The 20,295-nt window shown below is 63.1% G+C and carries 22 protein-coding genes and 1 pseudogene; 11 read left to right on the plus strand and 12 right to left on the minus strand.

Annotation, left to right across the window (positions count from 1 at the left end; genetic code table 11):
* Positions 1-126: 126 nt before the first annotated feature.
* Positions 127-1,254, plus strand: a complete 1,128-nt coding sequence (locus G3545_RS11765) for an S-(hydroxymethyl)glutathione dehydrogenase/class III alcohol dehydrogenase (RefSeq protein ID WP_170012759.1) — start codon at positions 127-129, stop codon at positions 1,252-1,254.
* A complete protein-coding gene (fghA, locus tag G3545_RS11770) occupies positions 1,254-2,099 on the plus strand; it encodes an S-formylglutathione hydrolase (RefSeq protein ID WP_246702790.1) in 846 nt (281 codons plus the stop codon). Before G3545_RS11765 ends, fghA begins: the two co-directional genes overlap by 1 nt.
* A gap of 110 nt (positions 2,100-2,209) precedes the next feature.
* Here the strand turns inward: fghA and G3545_RS11775 are convergent, their stop codons facing one another.
* Complete coding sequence (locus G3545_RS11775; RefSeq protein WP_170012761.1) at positions 2,210-2,650, minus strand: Rrf2 family transcriptional regulator; 441 nt, start codon at positions 2,648-2,650, stop codon at positions 2,210-2,212.
* A 96-nt stretch (positions 2,651-2,746) separates the two neighbouring features.
* On the opposite strand from G3545_RS11775, the gene G3545_RS11780 reads away from it, so the two are divergent.
* Both G3545_RS11780 and hmpA read left to right on the plus strand, forming a co-directional pair.
* Positions 2,747-3,172, plus strand: coding sequence for a group III truncated hemoglobin (locus tag G3545_RS11780; RefSeq protein WP_170012763.1), 426 nt, complete (start codon positions 2,747-2,749; stop codon positions 3,170-3,172).
* 29 nt (positions 3,173-3,201) lie between these two features.
* Entirely contained in the window at positions 3,202-4,416 is a 1,215-nt protein-coding gene (gene hmpA, locus G3545_RS11785) for an NO-inducible flavohemoprotein (RefSeq protein WP_170012765.1), read from the plus strand.
* Between the two features lie 66 nt (positions 4,417-4,482).
* Here the strand turns inward: hmpA and G3545_RS11790 are convergent, their stop codons facing one another.
* The 5 genes from G3545_RS11790 to G3545_RS29505 all read right to left on the minus strand — a co-directional run bounded on the left by G3545_RS11790 (position 4,483) and on the right by G3545_RS29505 (position 7,192).
* On the minus strand, positions 4,483-4,845 hold the full coding sequence (locus G3545_RS11790) for a DUF488 domain-containing protein (protein ID WP_170012767.1): 363 nt from the start codon (positions 4,843-4,845) through the stop codon (positions 4,483-4,485).
* 80 nt (positions 4,846-4,925) lie between these two features.
* Positions 4,926-5,948, minus strand: coding sequence for an LLM class flavin-dependent oxidoreductase (locus G3545_RS11795; RefSeq protein WP_170012769.1), 1,023 nt, complete (start codon positions 5,946-5,948; stop codon positions 4,926-4,928).
* Between the two features lie 317 nt (positions 5,949-6,265).
* Positions 6,266-6,367, minus strand: coding sequence for a putative RiPP precursor (locus tag G3545_RS11800; protein ID WP_170012771.1), 102 nt, complete (start codon positions 6,365-6,367; stop codon positions 6,266-6,268).
* 567 nt (positions 6,368-6,934) lie between these two features.
* On the minus strand, positions 6,935-7,036 hold the full coding sequence (locus G3545_RS29500) for a putative RiPP precursor (RefSeq protein ID WP_206151422.1): 102 nt from the start codon (positions 7,034-7,036) through the stop codon (positions 6,935-6,937).
* 54 nt (positions 7,037-7,090) lie between these two features.
* Complete coding sequence (locus tag G3545_RS29505) at positions 7,091-7,192, minus strand: putative RiPP precursor (RefSeq protein ID WP_206151423.1); 102 nt, start codon at positions 7,190-7,192, stop codon at positions 7,091-7,093.
* Between the two features lie 607 nt (positions 7,193-7,799).
* Between G3545_RS29505 and G3545_RS11805 the strand changes: the two genes are divergently transcribed.
* The 4 genes from G3545_RS11805 to G3545_RS11820 are packed head-to-tail and all read left to right on the plus strand — an operon-like array spanning position 7,800 to position 11,050.
* Complete coding sequence (locus G3545_RS11805; protein ID WP_170012773.1) at positions 7,800-9,218, plus strand: class I adenylate-forming enzyme family protein; 1,419 nt, start codon at positions 7,800-7,802, stop codon at positions 9,216-9,218.
* Positions 9,218-9,799: a GNAT family protein gene (locus G3545_RS11810; protein ID WP_170012775.1), complete on the plus strand. Its 582-nt coding sequence runs from the start codon at positions 9,218-9,220 to the stop codon at positions 9,797-9,799. The genes G3545_RS11805 and G3545_RS11810 overlap by 1 nt, the downstream gene beginning before the upstream one ends.
* Positions 9,792-10,034 carry a hypothetical protein gene (locus G3545_RS11815; protein ID WP_170012777.1) on the plus strand — a complete coding sequence of 81 codons (243 nt, stop codon included), beginning with the start codon at positions 9,792-9,794 and terminating at the stop codon, positions 10,032-10,034. Before G3545_RS11810 ends, G3545_RS11815 begins: the two co-directional genes overlap by 8 nt.
* Positions 10,031-11,050 (plus strand): nucleotidyltransferase family protein, encoded by a 1,020-nt coding sequence (locus G3545_RS11820; RefSeq protein ID WP_170012779.1) that lies wholly within the window; start codon positions 10,031-10,033, stop codon positions 11,048-11,050. Before G3545_RS11815 ends, G3545_RS11820 begins: the two co-directional genes overlap by 4 nt.
* Before the next feature lie 28 nt (positions 11,051-11,078).
* Here the strand turns inward: G3545_RS11820 and G3545_RS11825 are convergent, their stop codons facing one another.
* The 6 genes and pseudogenes from G3545_RS11825 to G3545_RS11850 form a co-directional block, all read right to left on the minus strand.
* A complete protein-coding gene (locus tag G3545_RS11825; RefSeq protein WP_170012781.1) occupies positions 11,079-12,068 on the minus strand; it encodes a hypothetical protein in 990 nt (329 codons plus the stop codon).
* Positions 12,069-12,079: 11 nt separating this feature from the next.
* Complete coding sequence (locus G3545_RS11830; RefSeq protein ID WP_170012783.1) at positions 12,080-12,490, minus strand: lasso peptide biosynthesis B2 protein; 411 nt, start codon at positions 12,488-12,490, stop codon at positions 12,080-12,082.
* An 8-nt stretch (positions 12,491-12,498) separates the two neighbouring features.
* On the minus strand, positions 12,499-12,783 hold the full coding sequence (locus tag G3545_RS11835; protein ID WP_170012785.1) for a PqqD family protein: 285 nt from the start codon (positions 12,781-12,783) through the stop codon (positions 12,499-12,501).
* Positions 12,784-13,228: 445 nt separating this feature from the next.
* Positions 13,229-13,588 (minus strand): annotated as a pseudogene (locus G3545_RS11840) (LLM class flavin-dependent oxidoreductase); the annotation flags it as partial.
* Positions 13,589-13,793: 205 nt separating this feature from the next.
* Positions 13,794-14,525 (minus strand): DUF2290 domain-containing protein, encoded by a 732-nt coding sequence (locus G3545_RS11845; protein ID WP_170012787.1) that lies wholly within the window; start codon positions 14,523-14,525, stop codon positions 13,794-13,796.
* Positions 14,526-16,619 (minus strand): ATP-binding domain-containing protein, encoded by a 2,094-nt coding sequence (locus G3545_RS11850; protein ID WP_170012789.1) that lies wholly within the window; start codon positions 16,617-16,619, stop codon positions 14,526-14,528.
* Between the two features lie 495 nt (positions 16,620-17,114).
* Between G3545_RS11850 and G3545_RS11855 the strand changes: the two genes are divergently transcribed.
* From G3545_RS11855 to G3545_RS11865, 3 genes are all read left to right on the plus strand, one after another.
* On the plus strand, positions 17,115-17,870 hold the full coding sequence (locus tag G3545_RS11855) for a DUF6602 domain-containing protein (RefSeq protein ID WP_170012791.1): 756 nt from the start codon (positions 17,115-17,117) through the stop codon (positions 17,868-17,870).
* A gap of 348 nt (positions 17,871-18,218) precedes the next feature.
* Complete coding sequence (gene ccoG, locus G3545_RS11860) at positions 18,219-19,718, plus strand: cytochrome c oxidase accessory protein CcoG (RefSeq protein ID WP_170012793.1); 1,500 nt, start codon at positions 18,219-18,221, stop codon at positions 19,716-19,718.
* A gap of 11 nt (positions 19,719-19,729) precedes the next feature.
* On the plus strand, positions 19,730-20,221 hold the full coding sequence (locus G3545_RS11865) for a FixH family protein (protein ID WP_170012795.1): 492 nt from the start codon (positions 19,730-19,732) through the stop codon (positions 20,219-20,221).
* The last annotated feature ends 74 nt before the right edge of the window (positions 20,222-20,295 follow it).

The following is a 20,295-nucleotide window of genomic DNA, read 5'->3' on the forward strand; positions in this document are numbered from 1 at the left end:
CACGCGCCGCGCGCCCGGATGGCCACGATCAAACTAGGGATGGATGAGCCTGCCGACATCACCTATGTCTACGTCACAATCCGACCTGCCCGGTCTTTTTCCCCATCACAGAGAGAAGCCCGCTCCATGAAGTCGCGTGCCGCCGTCGCCTGGGAAGCCAAGAAGCCGCTGACCATCGAGACCATCGAGATCGGCGGGCCGAAGCCCGGCGAGGTGCTGGTCGAAATCATGGCGACGGGGGTGTGCCATACCGATGCCTACACCCTCGACGGTCTCGATTCGGAGGGCAAGTTCCCCGCGATCCTCGGTCATGAGGGTGCCGGCATCGTGCGCGAAATCGGCGCAGGGGTGACCTCGCTGAAGGTGGGCGATCACGTCATCCCGCTCTACACGCCGGAATGCCGGCAGTGCAAAACCTGCCTGTCGCAGCGCTCCAATTTGTGCACCTCGATCCGCGCCACCCAGGGCCAGGGCCTGATGCCGGACCGCACCTCACGCTTCTCCTGTGATGCAGTGAATGGCCGAGGCTCGGAGATCTTCCATTACATGGGCTGCTCGACCTTCTCGAACTTCACCGTGCTGCCGGAGATCGCGCTCGCCAAGGTGCGCGAGGACGCCCCGTTCGACAAGATCTGCTACATCGGCTGCGGCGTCACCACCGGTATCGGCGCGGTGGTCTACACCGGCAAGGTGTGGCCGGGCGCGAATGTGGTGGTGTTCGGCCTGGGCGGCATCGGCCTCAATGTGATCCAGGGCGCGCGGATGGTCGGCGCCGACAAGATCATCGGCGTCGACATCAATCCCGCCAAGGTGGCGATGGCCACGAAGTTCGGCATGACCGACTTCATCAACCCGAAGGATGTCGGCAACGACAAGGTGGTCTCCGCGATCCAGGACCTGACCGACGGCGGCGCCGATTTCACCTTCGACTGCACCGGCAATGTGAACGTGATGCGCCAGGCGCTGGAAGCCTGCCACCGCGGCTGGGGCACCAGCATCGTCATCGGCGTGGCGCCGGCCGGCGCGGAGATCTCCACCCGCCCGTTCCAGCTCGTCACTGGCCGCAACTGGCGCGGCAGCGCCTTTGGCGGCGCGCGCGGGCGCACCGACGTGCCGAAGATCGTCGACTGGTACATGGAGGGCAAGATCAACATCGACGACCTGATCACCCACACCATGCCGCTCGATGAGATCAACACCGCCTTCGAGCTGATGCACGAAGGCAAGTCGATCCGCTCGGTGGTGATCTATTGATGGGTGATCTACCGATGGAGACGGTCTCCAAGGCGACGTCGCACGGCGGCGTGCAGGGGGTCTACCGGCACGCGTCCACCGTCACCGGCACGCAGATGACCTTCGCGGTCTTCGTGCCGCCGCAGGCTGAGCACTCGCCCGTGCCGGTGCTGTGGTATCTGTCCGGCCTCACCTGCACCCATGCCAATGTCATGGAGAAGGGCGAATACCGCGCGGCGGCGGCCGAGCATGGCGTGATCATTGTCGCGCCGGATACCAGCCCCCGTGGCGTCGACGTGCCGGACGAACCGGAGAACTGGCAGTTCGGCAGCGGCGCCGGCTTCTATCTCGATGCCACGCAGGAGCCCTATGCCGCGCACTACCGGATGTATTCCTACATCGTCGAGGAACTCACCGCGCTGATCGCGGCGCAGTTCCCGGCGGACATGAGCCGGCAAGGCATTTTCGGCCATTCCATGGGCGGGCACGGCGCGCTCACCATCGCGCTGAAGCATCCGGACCGCTTCAAGAGCTGCTCGGCCTTCGCGCCGATCGTGCAGCCGTCGACGGCGGACTGGTCCCGTCCGGCGCTGACGAAGTATCTCGGCGCGGACGAAGCTTCCTGGCGCGCCTACGACGCCGTCGCACTGATCGAGGACGGCAAGCGCTTTCCCGAATTCCTGGTCGACCAGGGTGCCGCCGATCCCTTCCTCGCCACCGGCCTGCGCCCGGAACTGCTGGACGACGCCTGCCGGGCCGCGGGAATTCCCCTCGCCCTGAACATGCGCGAGGGATACGACCATTCCTATTATTTCATCTCGACCTTCATGGCCGACCACGTAGCATGGCACGCCCGGCGCCTCTAGAGCCCTAGTCGATCGGATGGAAACAGCCGAACGACAAGAAAGCGCTCTAGATTCAATAGACTGGAGCAATTCCTCTTCGATCAGATGATTCCATCTGATCGGGAAATGCTCTAGCTCCGCTCGACTTCCGGTTCCGCTATGGCGAACAGCTGGCGCAGCGCGGAGCGGCGCACCAGCAGGTCGGCAACCGTGTATTTGTCGAGCACGCCGAGGAAAGCACGGGTCGCCTCGGCGAGAATGCCGGGGAGACCGCAGGCGGGGGAAATCAGACAGCCTTCGCAATCGACGAGCTGGAAGCCGGCCTCGGTGTGGCGGACGAGTTCGCCCAGATTGATCTGATCGGCCGGGCGCGCCAGCCGAACGCCGCCATTGCGGCCACGCACAGTCTCGACATAGCCAGCGTGCCCGAGATCCTGCACCACCTTCATCAGGTTCGGATGCGACAGGTCGTAGACCCGCGCGATCTCGAGGATCGACGCCAGCCTCCCCTCATGGGTGCCGAGGTGGATCACCACCCGCATCGCGTAGTCGGTGTAGCGTGTCAGCTTCATGCCGCGCGCCTCTGTCGCGAGTCGATAACATTCATTCTTATTGCATGTTTTCCATTGCGCCGATACATTCAGATCAGATGAATGATTAGGTGAAGCATGGATGCCGCGCCTCCCCTGGATGAAGCCGTTCTCCCGGCGCTCCTTGCCCGGTTCTATGAGAAGGTGCGGCGGGACGACGAGCTCGGTCCGCTCTTCAACGATGCCGTCCACGACTGGACCGATCACCTCCAGCGGCTCGGGGATTTCTGGTCCTCCGTCATGCTGACGAGCGGACGCTACAAGGGAAATCCTGTCGTCATCCATCTCCTGCACGCCCACCGCATCACGCCGGAGCTGTTCGAGCGCTGGCTGGCGCTGTGGACGGAAACCACCTCCGAAATGCTGCCCCGCGAGGTCGCGGCGGCGATGCAGGTCAAGGCACGCCGGATCGCCGAGACGCTCAAGAGCGCCCTGCGACTGCGGGCGACGCCGGCGACCGACCCGGCCGGAGAGACGCCAAGGCTGGTCGGTCTCGCCGGATAATCCCCGCTCGTCTGGAAGGAATAGTTGAAATGACACATCCGCTCAGCGCGGAAGCGATCGCGCTCGTCAAGGCGACAGTCCCCGCTCTGGCCGAGCACGGCCCGGCCATCACCCGGACGATGTACCGGCGATTGTTCGAACGCGAGGACATCCGGGCGCTGTTCAACCAGGCAAACCAGGGCGACGGCGGCACGCAGGTCCACGCGCTGGCGGCGGCGGTCCTCGCCTATGCGCGGAACATCGACAATCTCGGCGCGCTGGCTTCCGCGGTCGAGCGGATCGCCCACAAGCACGTCGGCTATCATATCCTGCCGGAGCACTATCCCTTCGTCGCCGAGGCGCTGCTCGGCGCCATCTCCGAAGTGCTCGGCGAGGCTGCGACGCCCGACATCATCAAGGCCTGGGGCGAAGCCTACTGGTTCCTGGCCGAGATCCTGAAAGGCCGGGAGGCAACGATCCGCGAGGAGATCGAGCAGCTCGAGGGCGGGTGGGATGGCTGGCGTCCGTTCGTCGTCGCCGACAAGGTCCGCGAGAGCAGCGTCATCACCTCGCTCGTCCTGCGCCCGGCCGACGGCAAGCCGGTGCTGAGGCACAGGCCCGGCCAGTACCTGACCTTGCGCTTCGGCCCCGCCGGAGAGCCGGCGATGAAGCGCAACTATTCGATCTCGTGCGCGCCGAACGGGGATCACTACCGGATTTCGGTGAAGCGGGAGGCGAGCGGCAAGGGCGGCTCGCGCTTCCTGCACGACCATGTCGGCGTCGGCGACGTGTTTGAAGTGACGCCCCCGGCAGGCGAATTCTTCCTGCCCGAAGCGCCGCAGCGGCCGGTGGTGCTGCTGTCCGGCGGCGTCGGGCTCACGCCGATGGTCAGCATGATCGAGACCATCGCGGCGGAGCATCCCGGGCTCGAGGCGCACTATGTCCACGGCACCATGAGCAGCGCCACGCATGCGATGGACGATCACGTCCGCTCGCTCGCGCAGCGGCACGGGCGGATCACCATCGCCAATTTCTACAGCGAACCGCAGGCGGGCGACGCACCCGGCGAGACCCATGACATCACCGGCTTCATCACCACGGACTGGCTGAGTGCCAACACCCCGCTACACGCCGCGGACATCTTCCTGTGCGGCCCGCGGCCGTTCCTGCGGAGCATGGTGCGCGATCTGCAGACGGTCGGCGTGCCCGCGGACCGCATCCACTTCGAGTTCTTCGGCCCGACCGACGAACTGCTGGCCGCCTGACAGGCCGGACGATCGCGCGGGCGGCATCGCCCGCGCGATTGCACCGGATCGCCGGCCGTCAGGTCCCTAGTGGTGCGCCAGCAGGTAGTCTCGCAGCGCGACGGCCTGGTTGTGCTCGGTGTCGTGCGCGCCGTAGAGCAAGGTCACCCTGCCCTTCCCGCGCAGCTCCCGCAGCTCGGCGAGCCCATCCTGATCCTGCTCCAGCTCCGCATGATAGCGCCGGCGGAACTCATCCCAGCGTTCCGGCTCATGCCCGAACCATTTGCGCAACTCGGTGCTAGGCGAGACGTCCTTCAGCCAGAGCGTGAGCGCGGCGGCCTCCTTGGTCACGCCGCGCGGCCAGACCCGGTCGACGAGCACCCGCGCACCGTCACCCGCCTCCGCCGGCTCATAGATGCGCTTGATGCGCAGGTCGTTCTGCGAGGCCATGATCGCCCCTCCATTGCGCCGGACATGCCATGCGCCTGATGGAGCGAAGCCCATGTCGGCCCGCAGCGCAACAGGACGGCTCAGCGCCAGCCCATGGCGGGTGCCACATGCGTGAGGATCGCCTCGATGACGTGGGCGTTGTACGCGACCCCGAGCTGGTTCGGCACGGTGAGCAGCAGCGTATCGGCCTCGGCAATGGCCTCGTCCGCCTTCAGCTGCTCAACGAGCCTGTCCGGCTCGGCCGCATAGGAGCGGCCGAAGATCGCCCGCGTGCGCTCATCGATATAGCCGATCGAATCCGCCTCCTGCCCCGAGCGGCCGAAATAGGTGCGATCCTCATCGCTCACCAGGGCAAAGATGCTGCGGCTGACCGACACGCGCGGCTGGCGTGCATGGCCCGCTTCCTTCCAGGCTGAACGATAGGCGCGGATCTGCTTCGCCTGCTGGATATGCAGGGGCTCCCCGCTCTCGTCTTCCTTCAGCGTCGAGCTTTGCAGGTTCATCCCCAGCTTCGCCGCCCAGACCGCGGTGGCGTTCGAGGATGCGCCCCACCAGATCCGCTCGCGCAGCCCTTCGGCATGCGGCTCGATGCGCAGCAGGCCCGGCGGGTTCGCGAACATCGGGCGCGGATTGGGTTCTGCGAAGCCCTGGCCCTTCAACAGGTCGAGGAACACTTCGGCGTGGTGCCGGCCCATGTCGGCGTCGCTCTGCCCCTCGGCCGGGGCGTAGCCGAAATAGCGCCAGCCATCGATCACCTGCTCGGGCGAGCCGCGGCTGATGCCGAGCTGCAGGCGCCCGCCGGCAATGAGGTCCGCCGCGCCGGCGTCCTCCACCATGTACATCGGGTTCTCGTAGCGCATGTCGATGACCGCGGTGCCGATCTCGATCCGGCTGGTCTTCGCGCCGACCGCCGCGAGCAGCGGAAACGGCGAGGCGAGCTGGCGCGCGAAATGGTGGACACGAAAATACGCCCCGTCTGCCCCCAGCTCTTCGGCGGCGACGGCAAGCTCGATGGACTGCAGCAGCGTGTCGGCGGCCGAGCGGGTCTGCGAATGATTGGTGGGGGACCAATGGCCGAAGGAGAGGAAACCGATCTTCTTCACGTGCACCCCGGGGATAGCGGTTGCGGACAAGCTTTCTTAGCTAGCCGACAGCTAATCGCAGGCTCGCAATTTGCGATCCCTCACCGATCCGCAATTTTGCAGAACAGATGCCGCACCGATGCAGTGATCCCTCGAACTGATCGTCGGCGCGACGAGGGGCCTTCAAGGCGCTGACGGTATTTGTGCTCACGCCGGGTTGGGGGGTCGTTGAGCAGGCGGCGTGCCGATCGAACCCAACCTCGCTACCATTGCCAATCGCCGGAAAAGCGAAAGGGCCGCTCGCGCGGCCCCTCGCAATCATCCAACGAACGTCCTGATCAGGTCGGCTTGGCCTTCTTGCCGGAAAAGTTCGCACCCGCGGTCACCGCGGAAAGTGTCTCCCGCTTAACAAGAAGCGGAGTCATATAGACCTTGCTCATGCTGATGTCCTGTTCAAGTCCGGCTACGCCGGAGGCTTGCCCTTCTTGCCGGAGAAATTCGCACCCGCGGTTACAGCTGAAAGCTGCCCGGATTTCGCCAACGTCGGGCGTGTATAGATCTTTCTCATGCCAGCTCCTTGAGTAAAGACTGCGGAATGTTGTTCCGCCAACATTCCGACCGGCGTTTCGTCTCATTTAAAGGCCAGATCCACTGCTACTACGGAGCGGGCTTGGCCTTCTTTCCGGAAAAATTGGCGCCCGCGGTGACAGCAGAAAGCTGCCCGGAACGCATCAGTGTCGGACGTGCATAGGATTTCTTCATAGGAACTCCTTGGTTGCCGCACTAGAGCGCCCTCCCCAGGCGCTCCATCATCTAATCGAAGATAACGAGATCCAACTTCATGGACTCCGTCATCAATTCGGGGCCGCCTTGCCCTTCTTGCCGGAGAAATTTGCCCCGGCTGTCACGGTGGAAAGCTTTCCCCCATCGCCAACACAGGACGCACATATGGCCCCTGCACAGGAGCGCCCCAGGTGGCGATCAGAACCGACCCATCGTCTTGATGGCTATTCGATCTTGCCCTTCTTGCCGGAGAAATTCGCGCCGGCAGTAACGGCGGAAAGCTGTCCGGACTTCACCAATGCCGGACGAGTATATGACTTCTTCATATGACCTCCTCAGGTGTAGGACCAAAACTTCGTCGGGTTGACGCCGTCGTCAGATCAGAGCGGCTTGGCCTTCTTGCCGGAAAAGTTTGCGCCGGCAGTAACGGCGGAAAGCTGACCGGACTTTACCAGTGCCGGACGAGTATATGACTTCTTCATATGAGCTCCTCAGGTGTAGGATCAAAGCTTCGTCGGGCTTACGCCTTGACTAGGTTGTCGGCTTGGCCTTCTTGCCGGAAAAGTTCGCGCCCGCGGTCACCGCGGAAAGCTGGCCGGATCTCGTGACGACCGGACGTGCGTACGGCTTTTTCATATGCGCTCCTCAGCGTAAGGCCAGACAACGCCGTCCGCCGGCGATGCGACCATCTGGTTGCCAGCGATGAAAACGAGCGGAGAGCGTGCCTCGCCGCTACCCGACCGGCTTGGCCTTCTTGCCGGAAAAATTCGCGCCAGCGGTCACGGCGGACAGACGCCCGCTCTTTTCGAGTCGCGGCGTTACGTAGAGCTTCTTCATTGCAAGTGCCCCCACTTACCCCGACAGTTCGGGAATATGACAAAGCTATCGAGGCACTCCTCAACGTCAATGTGTGACGACCCGAACGCCTTGATGACGCGCGGGAAAGGTGCGTCATGTGACGAAAATAACACGCTCGCCGGTAGCCTTGTATGTGATCGACGTGACAACGGAGATAGACATCCCTCCACCGCAAATGCCAGTTTTCCGGTGGTCGGCCCTTTCAGACGAGCATGAAGTGCCAAGATTCGCATGCCATCGGTTTCACTCCATGACCTGAATACCTTCCCGAGCGCGGCAACACTTGTCGATGTACGGCAAGGTACGTCGCTCTCCCGCGACGAATTGCTGGGGGAAGTGCGCCGGCGCGCGCAGTCGCTGCGCGAGGCGGGCGTCGAGGCGGGTAGCAGCGTCGTCGTGGGACAGGCGAGCGCGGTGGACTATATCGTCGATCTCTTCGCCCTGTGGTCGCTCGGCGCCATGGCCGTGGCCGTCGAGCCGAACCTCACCGCCTCCGAACAATCCCTCGTGGCCGAGTCGGTCGGTGCCTTGCTGTGGCGCGGCGAAGATCGCAGGGAGATCGGAAGCACAAGACCGGAAAAGGGAAGCACGACATCGGATGAGGGCGACGCCCTGGTGCTGCTGACCTCGGGCACGACCGGACGACCCAAGGGGGTTGTCCATAGTTGCCACAGTCTCAACAGCCGCATCGAAGCCAATCTCCAGGCGATAGGCCCCGACGACCTCGCCAACACCCTGCTGGTGCTTCCGATCCATTTCGGGCACGGCCTGATCGGCAACACGCTGACCGCGCTCGCCGCGGGCGGCACTGTCCATCTGTGGCCCGGCCCGTCCGTGGCGGAGATGAAGGAATTCCCCGCCCTGGTCGACAACGCTCAGATGTCGTTCATGAGCTCGGTGCCAGCATTCTGGCGAATCGCGCTGCGGGTCGCGCAACGGCCCGCTCGTTCGTTCGCCCGCGTGCATGTGGGATCGGCGCCGCTGTCGGCGGTGCTGTGGGGACAGATCGCCGATTGGTGCGGCACGCGCCGGGTGTTCAACATGTACGGCATGAGCGAGGCCGCGAACTGGATTGCCGGAGCATCGATCGAGGACAATGGCGGCGATGGCTTTGTCGGGCGCCCATGGGGCGGCGCCTTCGCGGTGCTGGATGGTTCCGGGGCGATCAGCCCGTCGGGGTCGGGAGAGGTGCTGGTGCGCAGCCCCTCGATGATGAGCCGCTATTTCGGCCTTCCACAGGAGACGGCGGCCACCTTCGTCGATGGATGGCTGAAGACCGGCGACATTGGCCAGCTCGCCGCGGACGGCAACCTTACCCTCGTCGGCAGGTCGAAAAGCGAAATCAATCGAGCGGGCGCGAAGATATTGGCGGAAGAGATCGACATGCTGCTGGAGCATCATCCCTTGGTCGTGGAGGCCTGCGCGTTCGGCATGCCGGATGCCGTCGCCGGTGAAGTCGTTGCCGCGGCGGTCGTGGCGCGCGAGCCCGGCCTCACCGAGGATGACTTGCGCGCCTGGTGCCGCGAGCGATGCCGGCGCGATGCGGTCCCGGCACGGCTGTTCTTTTTCGACAGCCTGCCGCGGAACGATCGCGGCAAGGTTTCCCGCATCGCAGTGCGCGAGCGCGCGCTCGGCTCCGTGGTGCGCTGATGGCGAAATCAGCTCATCCTGCCATCGGCACGCCGATCCAAACCGAGCGATTCCTGCTCAAGCCCATCGGACGGCTGGAGACATTCCGCATCAGCTATCCGTGGAACCAGGATCCCGAAGTGATGCGCGAGTATTCCGGCTCGGGCGAAGGGCGCGGCCGTCTCCAGTGGTACCGGCACATGCCGCGCGAGAACCGGAAGAACAAGTTCGCGCACGCCATTTATCCGATCGGGGCGGAGCAGCCGATCGGCCTGCACTTCATCGAGATCAAGCCCTACAAGACCGCCTACCTCACCATCGTGATCCAGGACCGCGCCTGGTGGGGCAAGGGCGCTGTATTGGAGATCCGGCAGAAGGTCTTCGACCACGTGATCGAGCACAGTGACGTCGAAAAATTCTCCGGCTTCGTCAATTCCCGGAATTTCCCCTCGATATTCAACTACCAGAAGCTTGGCTTCAAGCACGTCGGTACCATGCAACGCACCAAGTTCGATCCGACCACCGGCACCATTTACGACACGATGATCTTCGAGATGTTTCGCCACGAGTGGCAAGCGCGGAAGTCGCCGGGCAATGGTTAATTCGCATCTGGCCGAGGCCAAGGGCCTGATCGCAGGCTGCGTCAATCAACCCGCTGCTGCCGTCGCCGACGATGCCGCCATCGGCACGCTGGAGGGCTGGGACAGCATCGCCCACATCTCCATCGTGCTGGCGATCGAAGCGCGCGTCGGGCGAAACCTGACGAGCGACGAGATCATCGCCGTCACCGGCGTTGCCAGCGTGGCCGACATCCTCAAGCAGGCGGATGGCCCATGACCAGGCAGCGGAGTTCCCTCGCGCCCGACGAGAAGCGGCTGCTCTGCTTCCACGCAGACCCGCGGAACCCGCCGCCGGAGACGCTCGACTGGCCGGAGCCGATGTTCGAGCGCATCCTCGATGCTGCGCAGGATCATGGCGTGCTCGCCATCGTCTGGCGAAAGCTGCGCGGCCCGTCCCGGGCGGCCGCGTCGAGCGAGGGCTTCAGGAAGCGGCTGGCACGCATCGAGGAGGAGCATACGCTCGGCGTCGGCCAATCCATGCTGCTCCGGCACCATGCCGCCCGCATCTCGAAATTGCTGCGCGAACAGGGCATTCCGGCCGAGATCGTGAAGGGGCCGGTGTTCGCCGATCACCTCTACGAGCACCCGTCGGACCGGCCTTTCACCGACATCGACATACTCGCCGACGTGAATGATCTCCTGCGCATCGGCGGCGTGGTGGAAGCCTGCGGCTTCGAGCGCGACGCCAAGGCCTGGGACAATTCGGAGCGGTACCAGGAGTATAAATGGTACCTGCGCGGCAACGACTCCATCATGGTCGAAGTGCAGGGCAACATGGTGCATTACCCTGCCCTGCGGCGCCGGCTGTCCTTCGGCTATGCCGAGTTGAAGGCGGCCAGCCCGGGCGATGAGCAATCCGCGGTCGCGATGCTGCTGATCGCGGTGGTGCATGCGCTGGGCGGGCACAAATTCCACCGGCTGCTGTTCGCCGTGGATATCGCCCAGGCGGCGCGCCGGATCAGCGATCCCAGGGAAATGGTCCGCGCGGCCGAAAGGCTCGGCGCCGCGCTCGAGGTCCGCACCGCGCTCAGCGTGACCTCCCGGCTGTTCCAAGATGCCGGGATCGAGGCGCTCGCCCATCATTTCCCCGAGGGCCCGAGGGCGAGGCTGGGCCAGCGGCTGATGAACGAAGATTCCGTGCTGGATGCCATGCCGAAGACCAGCCGGGCCTCCCATCTGCGCCGCCACGGCTTCCGCTGGCTGCAGATGCTGGGGCCCGGCGCGCAGTCCTAGGACCGCTTTCGTTCGGACGGACCGGGCGTCAGTCGATTGAACCCGACACCGCCGCGAGGATCCGCGCGGGCACATTCTCCTGGTCCGCGCCGATGCGCAGCTCGAACACCGGCGAGGAGGCGATCAGCCGCGCCAGCTGGGTCCAGCGCCTCGCCTGGTGCTCCAGCACGCCGGTCCGGCTGCCCCGCACATTGTCGGCCGCCAGCGCCGCCAGCGCCTCGGCCTTGTTCAGGCGGGCGACGCCGCCCGGCTGGTCGGTGCGCGAGAGCATGAACACCCCGACCACGGCGCGCGGGCGCGCATCCTCGATCCGGACGAGCGTGGCCAGCGTGTGGAGCGGCACTTCCTGCTCGTTCTCGCTGTCCCATTGCCCGGTGAGCGAAGGGGCCAGCCACGGCAGCATGCGCGCGGTGTTGGCATGCACCTTGAGATAGCGCGGTATGCCCCACGCCGACATGCCCGCCTCGGTGGGCGCCAGCACCATGGCATCATCCGAGCAGAGGCCGAAGCCGGCACGGGCGAGGTTCAGTGCCGTGGTGGTCTTGCCGGTGCCGCTCGCCGCATAGAGCAGCACGAGATCATCGGTGCCCGGCAGCGTGAGCCCCGCGGCATGCACGCTGGCCTGGCCGAACGAATCGATCGCGGCCTCAAGCGCCAGCATGCCGGCGGTCCCGGCGGCCCGGATCTCCGCGCCATCCAGCGTCGTGAGGTCGGCCACGCGGCCGGAGGGCTGGATGTGCAGCGAGACATCGTCGGCAAGCAGGAGCAGATCGTCCTCGCCCTTGAACAGCGTGTAATCGCCATCGTCGAGCACCGGGCCCGCATAGACGAGCTGGTCGGCGGAGCGGGCGGCATGGAGTGGGCCGCGGCTCACGCGGATGCGGAAGTCCGGCGTTCCCTGCTGCCGGGCGCGCAGCGCCCCGACGAAGGCCTCCAGATGCCCGATCGCGGCCTCGCTGTCGGCCTCGATCTGCAGCACATGGCCGCCCAGCACATATTGGCGAATCACCTGTTCCATCTGCACCGCGGTCACACGCGATGGACGTGGATGGTCACCATGTCCGGATCCTTGTCACTCAGCACCGGCACATTGTCGATGCATACCCAGCAATGCGCGGCGAGCGCCGGAGCGTTCAGCGAATCGGGCTTGATGCCGAACCGCAGCTCGGGCTTCAGCCCGGCCTGCGCCATGTAGCCGAAGGCCAGCAGGCCCTGCCGCAGGCACTTGCGGTCGCGCATCAGGATGGGATTGCGCGTCGCCTTGCGCACCGCCCGGCTGATATAGTGCGCCGGCAGGCCGCTATAGAGCCGGTTCGGCCGGCTCGGAACCACCGCCAGCACATCCTCGAACGACTTGCCGGCGAGCTGGAACGGCAGGAGCCGCGCCGCGAGCCAGAGCTCGGCGCGAAACCTCACCCTTGTGGCCAGCGACAGCGGCATGGTCCTGCTCAGTTGACCCGCCGGATGATCTGCTCGTCCAGCAGCTGGCTCGCCAGCCCGCCGAAATCATCCGAGAGCGTCGCCGAATCGGCTTCGAACTCGACGCCGAGCAGTTCGATCACCTCCGAGAAGGTGCGCTGCCCGTCGAGCTTCGACAGGAACGCCTCGGTCGTCTCGTTGCAAGTGTAGAGCTGGCCGGTGTCGGTGAGCAGCACCACCGCCCCATCGCCGACCGACTGCATGGAAGCGTGGTCCCGGAGCGTGAACACGGCGGACGAATCAATAGCTGGCATGAGCATCAAGTCTCCGCTGCCATCGGCTCCCTCGGGGGCCGCAGGCGGCGCAATGGATGAACCGGCCCGACAAGTCGAGCCGATTCACCAACATGAACTGTAGGCGCGGCTTAGTCGATCTTGCCCTTCTTGCCGGAGAAATTGGCTCCGGCCGTAACAATCGACAAGATCTGAGCCCTGATCAGCTTCGGCGTCTCATAAGTCTTCCGCATAATCATTCCCCCAAATGGTTAGCCAGATGAGGATCAATTCATTGAAGGCGCTCCGTCAACCGTACCTGAGTAGTCACCCCCATCTTCCGGGAGGGGTGTTGCACGGGCGCCGCGCGGCTATCAACTTGCTGCACCGCGGCATTTGGCTCGCGAAGGGAATTGCGATGCGGCTGCCTCGACGCATTGCCCCAGCGATATGATCTAAAGACCGGCCGGTATCTCCAGCCCGCACCACTGACGTCAAGTTGCAGGCGCCTGCCAGCGATAAGGTCCGCCGCGCCGGCGTCCTCGACCATGTACATCGGGTTCACGTAGCGCATGTCGATGACTGCAGCGCCGATCTCAATCCGGCTGGCCTTCGCACCAACCGCCGCGAGCAGCAGAAAGGGCGAGGCGAGCTAGTGCGCGAAATGGTGGACACGGAAATACGCCCCGTCCGCCCTCAGCTCTTAGGCGGCGACGGCAAGTTCGATGGACTGCAGCAGCGTGGCGGTGGCCGAGCGGGTCTGCGAATGGGTGGAGGGCGACCAATGGCCGAAGGAGAGGAAACCGATCTTCTTCGAGTGGGCACCGGGGAATTGCGTGACGGGCATGGGTTCTGGTGCCCCGTCAGTTGATCGCCGGCGTGCGATTTGTGATGCCTCGCGATCCGCAATTTTGCAGAACCGATGACGCATCAATGCAGTGGCCCTTCGCGTGGTTGGTTGGAGGTTTCCGGTTCTGACTGCCCCTAGATGCGCTCAACCCGACGATCCCACCAAGTGCTTGCCGGCTCAATTGAGACCACAACGGAAGCGATCAGGCTGGCGGACCCTGAAGGGCAGCGAAGTGAAATCCCATCTTTTCGTCGTCCGAGAAGAATTGCGATACGCCGTCCAGCCTAATCGATGACAGGAGTTTATTGTCCAGGCAATCGGCTAGATGTAAGTGTTGCTCATCGTCCGGCCGCGAAAACCGTGAGTGCTGCCACCAGGTACTGGGAAAGTAGAATTTTGCCATTAATAAACCGAAGCTCTTGGGCGAAAGCTTGCGGGCAGATGGCCAACGGTCTTCGCCTGACATGCCAATATGGAAGTGGGCGCCCGGATGCTGAACATTCCGATATTGTGACCCGCTGTACTCGAAACGAACCCGCGGAATGAAGATTTTCGAGGGGATTTCGGTGAGGAGTTCGGAAAATTCCTCATCGCTCAGAAGTCCTTCGTCACGTTCCTTTTCGAGATCTCGATAGAATTCGATCGCTTCTGGGGAGCCGCTTAACCTCGGGTTTGGATAGTAGGCTAGTGCATATTCGGACGGGCTCATGTGGGAGAACTGGAAGTAGGAAAAGTCGGTAAGCAGAAGATTATAGTGAGATAGCGAAAGTCCGCGGTCATAGACTGCGGTATAATCCTTGGTGGTGAGATTAAGCTTATTGAATTCCATCGACCGAGGCAATGAAATCTCATAGACGGTCGAGCGCCATAAATCTTGCTCAACGAAGAAGTTTATCGCGGATCGAATGCTGGCGTTGAACTCGCCGATTTCCATTCACTCTTCCTCGATTAATCGGGCCATGTCCTCGTCCGACAGCTTTAGTTCTTGTTTCATGCGCTCCACTCGGCGCTTTGCTTCGATGATGCGGGCATGCTTTTCTTCGAGGCCGCGTTGGATGGTATTAAGACTCGTCATGTCCGGCATGGTGAAATGAATCCTCGGACTCCGGGCGAGCGCCGTGGCTACCTCTTGGGCAAGATTCGAGAACGTCTTGCTGCGATAACCGAAAATCCGAAGCCACCCTTTGGTGCGGGTGAACGCGACAAATAGCTTGTTGCGGCCGGTTCTGGTCTCGAGAACCGCGGCGTCTGCGCCCAGCACAATGACTACCGCCGCCTCGTTTCCCTTTGCCCGGTAGACCGTGCTCAAGGTGACTTTGCCCTCAATTCGAAAAGCTGGCTCGCTGTAGGGGTCATTTATAATGTTGTTGCAGGATATTTCCGCTTCGATCAGGGATTTGGAAAGCTTCGCGAAATATGTCCTGGCTGATTTGTCGTCTAGGCACACAATGAGAATGTCGTCCGCCTTCAGGCCTTTACCGACGAAGGAACGGACTTCCGCCGCAGCAAGAGCGACCTCTTCGTCGATGTCATCCGCGGCGACAATTTCCACCAGCTTCACGTCATGAGGGGTTTCCAGTGTACTCGGGCTGTTTATAGTCGGCCTTTCGACGGTACATTCGCTGCCGACGGTGAAGTCGCCGTCCACAACGTCGTAGCCTACATCTTCCCAGTGCTTGGCATTTTCGAGCATCTGAACCGTCTTCCGATAGACGCCGAAGCCTATCGCATGGGCCAGCACTAGAACGTCCCTTTGATTGCGATAAGCGCGCTGAAGGACAAAGTCATTCGTGTCAGTGCCTGCCGGGAGGCTCCGGGTGAGCGAGATTCTTGGTTGTCCGTCGCGATCGCTGCCAAAAAGCTGGTCTGGTTCGCGTACTTTAACGTCAAACACGTTCTGAAGCTCGTCGTAGGCCCAGATGATCTGCTTTTCATCTCGCCCTCCTTTCGCAAGGAAAAAGCACATCTGATAAAAGCTATCCGGGAAGTCCTGGCCTTCATCAACCAGTATGACATCATAGTAAGGGGTGAGGGCGCCAGCTTTGACAAGTTCGCGGCATACTGTCCCGAATGGGTCTGCCACACCGCGAACATCGCTGAAAGTCCGTGGCGCCAAACCCTCACGAATGCTTGCGTCGCGATAAACGCCCGGCACGTTTGCGCGGCCCCATCCGTGCCGCACATGTACGTTCTCCCAATTCGGATCGACCTCCGCGAAATGGCGATGAAAACGCGTTATCAAGCGTTCGATGATGTCGCGTAGGCTACGGGTGTAATAGGTGATGAGTATCTTGGCATCGGGATTTTCAATGTGGGCTAATGCCGCCTTCATGGCCAGGATTACCGTCTTGCCTGTCCCGGCAAGACCTCTGATCCGCTGGGGACCACGAATGGCAGTCAGCGCGACTGATCGTTGCGTCGCATCGAAATTGTAGATTACGGCTTCGAGGTCGTGAAACGCGCGTGCCACCGGATGGAGTTCATCGTCATCCTCAATTTCCGACAACTGCCCGAGCGCTTTGGAGCCTTCGATGATGGCCTGCACCTCTGCGTGCTGCTCGGCAGTTAGGGGGCCACTTTCTTCCTTAAGAAGGCGAACGAGTTCGCCCTCGTTATGAACAAGTTCCACCTCATCTTCGCTCAGATCGTCCTCGCTCAGGTTGGGAGCATAGACCACCGGAACGACGTCGAAGATGAGACGTCGGCGCTTTTTCAGCTGAAGGCTCTTGCCCATCAGCGATTCAGTTGACGCGGCTGCTTGTAAAATACTTAGAGCGTCTCGGCGCACGTCCTTGGCATTGTCGGAGAGCGAAATTTTGACCAGCTTGACGCCATGAACATTGCTAAAAATCGTTAGATCGGCGCTGTGTGTGCGGCCATCGTAATCTTTGACCTTAGGCCATCCCGCATAGAGAATGATCTGGTCGTCGACCGAATAAACCTCACCATCGCGGATTTTCTTGATTACTTGCGCCGCGATGCTGCTGGTCGGTTGTCGGCTGACGGTTGGAATGTAGGATATGGCCATTAAGCGCTCTCATGCGAAGGTCCGCGAAGGTATGAGTATGAGCTGACGGTCGCAAGCCCTCGTTGAGGGCCGTGTGTTCACTCGATATGTGTCCTTTCGGTCACGTCAGCAACCCGCTTTCAAATTGTCAGGATTGCATTCTAACGGCCAGCATGACGTGCGAAGCCGAATGTCCGCTGACGACCCGATGTCTGTCCTTGGTGCTGACGCGAAGGTCGGCTCTTGGCGGCGCAGTGCGGACGGTGTTGATCAGGTCCTGCTGTGACAGGCGCTTCATTGCATGCCCGCAAGGCCTGGGGGCTCGATGATTGAGGACCCAGCCACCTCGGCGGGGGCAAGCCCCTGCCGAGGTAGGTCACTCGACCGTCACGGCCCGAGCATTTGGAGGGCCGTCTGGGAGTCGCCTCGTTGAGCGCAACTCGTCGATCAAAGTCTAGCTTATTGCAGCGAACAATGTCCAATGGGCGGTTGCCATAGTGGAGGTTCAGAATCCCAATGCCGCTGCCTCGCTCCCCGTATCTAAACGCACGATTCGCCGCGGCAATTGAACACTTCGGCGCCGATCTAAAATCCTCTGCGGGCATCACCCATTCGGTCGTCAAAGGTAGTGAGCGGGAACAGAGCCTGACAAAGTTTATGCGGGAGCGCCTCCCCGACCGGTTCGGGGTCACCACGGGCGAAGTCGTCGATCTGAACGGTGAGACGGCGCCGCAACTTGATATTCTTATTTACGACCGATACGCCGACTTTCCTTTTAACAGTGGGAATCAGTCCATCCTCGCGGCAGAGGCACTCTTGGCCAGCGTGGAGATCAAATCCAAGCTGACGTCGTCTGAACTCAGAAAATGCGCGGGCGCGGCCCGAAAGCTTCGGCAACTGAGGCCATACAATCGCGAATTGGGCGCCCGCGATGTAGGAAAGTTTGACGATGGCAAGAAGCGGGCGCGGTATATGCACTGTGTCTTTGCGTTCGACACTGATTTGACTGCCCCGAGATGGCCCCAGAACGAGGTCAAGCGGTTCGACAATGAAGTCGGCTCTGAGCATCTGATCGACGCCTTGTATATCTTAGGACGCGGTGTTGTGAACTTCAACTACCGAAAGGCGCGCTCCGAGGATGATAGCGGGGGTGCCATCACCAGCTTCTACTTTACCGTCCTAAATTTCGTATTACGCGAAGCGGATCGTCGCCAACCGACACCCTACGATCGGTACGTGACCCACAACGTGAGGAGCTGGAGAGATATCTAGTTCAGGTGGCCCCGCCCATTTCGGTGAGGAACATTGGCTTCGTGCGCATTCCGAGGGGACGTCCCAGCTTCCCTCGACGTTCCTCGGCAAGGGAGTAATCTCTACGTTCAGCCAGCACAATCGCGTCGAGCACGTCTGCTCACAAGCTGGGATCCGATGACCGCTTGTGGCGCAGCGGACCATTACCGAGATTGGATTCGTTGCGAGAGATTGACGCGCTGATCGAAGGAGAGGCACCTAGCGCTCCGTCAGTGCAAATCGACACCGATTGCCCTCCCCCGTCATTGCTCCAGATCAACGCGCTCCGCTCCTTTCCATGGTGTCTCCGCAATAGCCGGAGCCGCCTTTATGAATCTCGCCACCGCCGACAAGCCGCCACCCAGGACCGTCGCGCCCGCACCCGACATCGCGGACGAGGACGACCTGCCGCTCTATGAGGCGCGCCGGCGCATCTATCCGATCGCGGTGCGCGGGCGGTTTCGGACCATCAAGTGGGTGATCCTCGCGGTCACGCTCGGCATCTATTATTTCCTGCCGTTCGTGCGCTGGGACCGCGGGCCGAATGCGCCCTCGCAGGCGGTGCTGGTCGATTTCCCGAACAGCCGGTTCTATTTCTTCTTCATCGAGATCTGGCCGCAGGAATTCTACTACCTCACCGGCCTCTTGATCCTCGCCGCTTTGGTGCTGTTCTTCATGAACGCGGTCGCCGGGCGGGTGTGGTGCGGGTATCTGTGCCCGCAGACGGTGTGGACCGATCTGTTCCAGTCCATCGAGCGCATGGTGGAGGGCGATCCGCGCGAGCGGCGTGAGAAGCTGAAGCACGCCTCGAAGTTGCAGCGCGCCTTCGAGGCCGCGGCCAAGCACGTGCTCTGGCTGATGGTGGCGTGGTGGACCGGCGGCGCCTGGGTGCTCTATTTCGCCGATGCGCCGACGCTGGCCATGCAACTGCTCACCGGCACCGCGCCCGGCGTCGCCTATCTGTGGATCGGCATCCTCACCGCCACCACCTACGTGCTCGCCGGCCACATGCGCGAGCAGGTCTGCACCTATATGTGCCCGTGGCCGCGCATCCAGGCCGCGCTCACCGACGAATACGCCCTAAACGTCACCTATCGCTATGATCGCGGCGAGCCGCGCGGCTCCTTCAAGAAGACGCAGGCCCTCAAGCTGGAAGGCCTGCCGGCCGGTGATTGCGTCGATTGCAAGCAGTGCGTCGCCGCCTGCCCCACCGGGGTCGACATACGCGAGGGCGCGCAGCTCGGCTGCATCCAGTGCGGCCTGTGCATCGATGCCTGCGACACGGTGATGGCCAAGCTGATGCGGCCGACCGGCCTCATTGCCTATGACACCGACATGAACGTGCAGGCGCGCATGCAGGGCAAGCCCGAGCAGCGCCGCGTGGCCCGCCCGCGCACGCTGCTCTATGCCGCGCTCATCCTCGTCACCGGCGGCATCATGCTGGTGAGCCTCGCAACGCGTGCCAATGAGACGCTCGCCGTCATCCATGACCGCAACCCGCTGTTCGTGCGGCTGTCGGATGGGGCGATCCGCAACGCCTACACCATCCGCATCGTCAACAAGGAGCTGGCCGCCCGCCGCTTCTCGGTGGCGGTGGAGGGCGTGCCCGGAGCAAGGCTCGAAGTGGTGGGCGAGGCGCACATGCCCGCCGGCGCTACCGAGGCCTTGCCGGTGCTCACGGTCGGCCCGGACCAGACCTTCGAGGCGCGCGTGCTGGTCTCCACCCATGCGCCGCTGCCAATGGGGGCCTCGCTCACCGCCACCTTCCGCATCACCGATCTCGACAGCCAGGTGGTGGCCACCGCGCCCGACCACTTCAAGGGACCCTGAGGAGGAACGCCATGCCCGTGCCCACTTCGCCCGCGGTCTCCGGCCGCCCGATTACTGGCCGCCTCGTGCTGGCCTGCCTGGTCGGCTTCTTCGGCGTGATCTTCATCGCCAACGGCATCCTCGTGCGTGCGGCGCTGTCGAGCTTCGGCGGGGTGGAGACGGACAGCGCCTATCAGGCCGGCCTCGTCTTCAAGCGCGACGAGGCGGAGGCGGCGGCGCAGGCGGCGCGGCACTGGAAGGTGGACGTCCATCTCGACGCCGCCAACCTCGACGTGCGCGCCGCCGGGCCGGACGGCACGCCCCTCGCCGGCCTCGACCTCGTCGCGCGGCTGCACCACCCCTATGACAGCCGCCTCGACGAGGAGATCCCGGTGCGCGCAGTGGCGGCGGGTGCCTGGCGCGGCGCGCCGGACGCGGTGCCGGGCCAATGGGACCTGGTGGTCGAGCTCTACAAGGACGGCGAGCGGCAGTTCCGCTCCATCAACCGGATCATGCTGAAGTGAGGTTCCCATGGCCGCGCTGACCGCCATCGCACCGCCCCGCTCCCGCCCGCCGCTGCCGGTCCGCGAGGTGGCGG

Origin of the sequence: Starkeya sp. ORNL1 (assembly GCF_012971745.1) — a bacterium.
Lineage (GTDB): Bacteria > Pseudomonadota > Alphaproteobacteria > Rhizobiales > Xanthobacteraceae > Ancylobacter.